This window comes from Pseudomonas sp. NPDC089918, from assembly GCF_050280605.1.
Taxonomy (GTDB): domain Bacteria; phylum Pseudomonadota; class Gammaproteobacteria; order Pseudomonadales; family Pseudomonadaceae; genus Aquipseudomonas.
In genome coordinates, this window is sequence record NZ_JBNNVP010000097.1 from 1 (window position 1) to 2,534 (window position 2,534).

Below are 2,534 nucleotides of genomic sequence, written 5' to 3' on the forward strand. Positions count from 1 at the left end.
GCCTTTTTTCACTTTACCGCGAGGAATTGCTTCCTTCACGGTAACTTTGATGATGTCACCGATACCAGCGTAACGACGATGGGAGCCACCCAGCACCTTGATGCACATAACACGGCGAGCGCCAGAGTTATCGGCCACATCGAGCATGGATTGAGTCTGAATCATATAATTTCTCCGACCCCTAGTCCTTAGACTTCCACAGCGCGTTCGAGAACATCAACCAGCGCCCAAGACTTGGTCTTGGCCAAAGGACGAGTTTCACGAATAGTGACTTTGTCGCCGATGTGGCACTGATTGGTTTCGTCGTGCGCGTGCAGCTTAGTCGAACGCTTAACGTATTTACCGTAGATCGGGTGCTTAACGCGACGCTCGATCAGAACGGTGATGGTCTTGTCCATTTTGTCGCTGACAACACGGCCAGTCAGCGTACGGACGGTTTTTTCGGCTTCAGCCATGATTACTTACCTGCCTGCTGTTTGAGCACAGTCTTCACGCGAGCGATGTCACGCTTAACTTGCCGGAGCAGGTGAGACTGCCCCAACTGGCCAGTTGCTTTCTGCATCCGCAGATTGAACTGGTCGCGCAGCAGGCCGAGCAGTTGCTCGTTAAGCTGCGGCGCGTCTTTTTCACGAAGTTCATTCGCTTTCATCACATCACCGTCCGTTTAACAAAAGCGGTGGCGAGCGGCAGCTTTGCAGCAGCCAGGGCAAAAGCCTCACGCGCCAGCTCTTCAGAAACGCCCTCGATTTCATACAGGACTTTGCCTGGCTGAATCTGGGCAACCCAGTACTCCACACTACCCTTACCTTTACCCATCCGAACTTCGAGTGGCTTTTTGGAAATAGGCTTGTCCGGGAATACACGGATCCAGATCTTGCCGCCACGTTTAACGTGACGGGTCAGTGCACGACGCGCTGACTCAATCTGACGAGCGGTGAGACGACCACGAGCTACAGACTTCAGCGCGAACTCGCCGAAGCTGACTTTGCTACCGCGCTGAGCCAGACCACGGTTGTGGCCTGTCATCTGCTTGCGGAACTTCGTACGCTTTGGTTGCAACATTTGGCGTACCCCTTACTTAGCAGCTTTTTTACGAGGCGCTGGTGCTTGTGGTTTCAGTTCTTCTTGGCGACCACCAATTACTTCGCCTTTGAAGATCCAAACCTTTACACCGATCACACCGTAAGTGGTGTGAGCTTCGTAGTTGGCATAGTCGATGTCGGCACGCAGGGTGTGCAGTGGCACACGACCTTCGCGATACCATTCAGTACGTGCGATTTCAGCACCGCCGAGACGACCGCTCACTTGGATTTTGATGCCTTTGGCACCAATGCGCATGGCGTTCTGAACAGCGCGCTTCATAGCGCGACGGAACATTACGCGACGCTCCAGCTGCTGAGCTACGCTCTGCGCAACCAGCATACCGTCGAGCTCCGGCTTACGGATCTCTTCGATATTGATGTGCACAGGCACACCCATTTGCTTGGTCAGGTCCTGACGCAGTTTCTCAACATCTTCACCTTTCTTCCCGATAACGATACCTGGACGAGCGGTGTGGATGGTGATACGTGCAGTCTGAGCCGGACGATGGATATCGATACGGCTTACGGACGCGCTTTTTAGTTTGTCTTGGAGATACTCACGCACCTTCAGATCAGCGAACAAATAGTCCGCATAAGTCCGACCGTCTGCGTACCAGACGGAGGTGTGCTCCTTGACGATTCCCAGGCGAATGCCAATGGGATGTACTTTCTGACCCATCTCTTCGACTCCGTTACTTGTCAGCAACCTTGACAGTGATATGGCAAGACCGCTTGACGATGCGATCAGCACGGCCTTTGGCACGTGGCATGATTCGCTTCAGCGAACGCCCTTCGTTGACGAAAACGGTGCTGACCTTCAGGTCATCAACGTCTGCGCCTTCGTTATGCTCGGCGTTGGCTACGGCCGACTCCAGCACTTTCTTCATGATCTCGGCGGCTTTCTTACTGCTGAAAGCCAACAGGTTGAGCGCTTCGCCCACCTTCTTCCCGCGGATCTGGTCGGCGACCAAGCGGGCTTTCTGGGCGGAGATTCGAGCGCCCGACAACTTAGCGGCTACTTCCATCGTTCCTTACCCCTTAACGCTTGGCTTTCTTGTCTGCCACGTGCCCACGATATGTGCGGGTACCGGCAAACTCGCCCAGTTTGTGGCCGACCATGTCTTCGTTCACGAGAACTGGAACATGTTGACGACCGTTATGCACAGCAATGGTCAAACCGACCATTTGTGGCAGGATCATGGAACGGCGCGACCAGGTCTTAACTGGTTTGCGATCGTTCTTTTCCGCCGCCACTTCGATCTTCTTCAGTAGGTGAAGATCAATAAAAGGACCTTTTTTCAGAGAACGTGGCACTGTCGTATCCCTCTATTTACTTGCGACGACGGACGATCATTTTGCCGCCACCAGCGAGAAACTGATCGAGACCACGGTAAAACCGATCTCGCCGGCGCCCTTGATGGCCGCCTCGCGCATGCCGTCGCCGGCTTCCAG

General features: G+C 54.1%; 7 protein-coding genes and 1 pseudogene. All 8 read right to left on the reverse strand.

The window, feature by feature from the left end:
• A partial coding sequence (locus ACQKPC_RS30230; RefSeq protein WP_427628318.1) for an uL14 family ribosomal protein occupies positions 1 to 165 on the reverse strand: 165 nt, incomplete at its 3' end.
• A gap of 23 nt (positions 166 to 188) precedes the next feature.
• A complete protein-coding gene (gene rpsQ / locus ACQKPC_RS30235; protein ID WP_003176419.1) occupies positions 189 to 455 on the reverse strand; it encodes a 30S ribosomal protein S17 in 267 nt (88 codons plus the stop codon).
• Positions 456 to 457: 2 nt separating this feature from the next.
• A complete protein-coding gene (gene rpmC / locus ACQKPC_RS30240; RefSeq protein ID WP_008030901.1) occupies positions 458 to 649 on the reverse strand; it encodes a 50S ribosomal protein L29 in 192 nt (63 codons plus the stop codon).
• Positions 649 to 1,062, reverse strand: a complete 414-nt coding sequence (gene rplP, locus ACQKPC_RS30245; RefSeq protein WP_007896757.1) for a 50S ribosomal protein L16 — start codon at positions 1,060 to 1,062, stop codon at positions 649 to 651. The genes rpmC and rplP overlap by 1 nt, the downstream gene beginning before the upstream one ends.
• 12 nt (positions 1,063 to 1,074) lie before the next feature.
• The gene (gene rpsC / locus ACQKPC_RS30250; RefSeq protein WP_003176422.1) at positions 1,075 to 1,761 is read right to left on the reverse strand and encodes a 30S ribosomal protein S3; all 687 of its coding nucleotides are present in this window, start codon (positions 1,759 to 1,761) and stop codon (positions 1,075 to 1,077) included.
• Between the two features lie 13 nt (positions 1,762 to 1,774).
• Positions 1,775 to 2,107, reverse strand: coding sequence for a 50S ribosomal protein L22 (gene rplV / locus ACQKPC_RS30255; RefSeq protein WP_003103908.1), 333 nt, complete (start codon positions 2,105 to 2,107; stop codon positions 1,775 to 1,777).
• 13 nt (positions 2,108 to 2,120) lie between these two features.
• Complete coding sequence (gene rpsS / locus ACQKPC_RS30260; protein WP_002555486.1) at positions 2,121 to 2,396, reverse strand: 30S ribosomal protein S19; 276 nt, start codon at positions 2,394 to 2,396, stop codon at positions 2,121 to 2,123.
• A 42-nt stretch (positions 2,397 to 2,438) separates the two neighbouring features.
• A pseudogene (locus tag ACQKPC_RS30265) lies at positions 2,439 to 2,534 on the reverse strand (hypothetical protein); the annotation flags it as partial.

What these genes read in the sequence shown, in the direction of transcription:
- rplP (WP_007896757.1), bottom strand. Translation starts at nt 1,062, where the DNA reads ATGTTGCAACCAAAGCGTACGAAGTTCCGCAAGCAGATGACAGGCCAC.
- rplV (WP_003103908.1), bottom strand. Translation starts at nt 2,107, where the DNA reads ATGGAAGTAGCCGCTAAGTTGTCGGGCGCTCGAATCTCCGCCCAGAAA.
- rpmC (WP_008030901.1), bottom strand. Translation starts at nt 649, where the DNA reads ATGAAAGCGAATGAACTTCGTGAAAAAGACGCGCCGCAGCTTAACGAG.
- rpsC (WP_003176422.1), bottom strand. Translation starts at nt 1,761, where the DNA reads ATGGGTCAGAAAGTACATCCCATTGGCATTCGCCTGGGAATCGTCAAG.
- rpsQ (WP_003176419.1), bottom strand. Translation starts at nt 455, where the DNA reads ATGGCTGAAGCCGAAAAAACCGTCCGTACGCTGACTGGCCGTGTTGTC.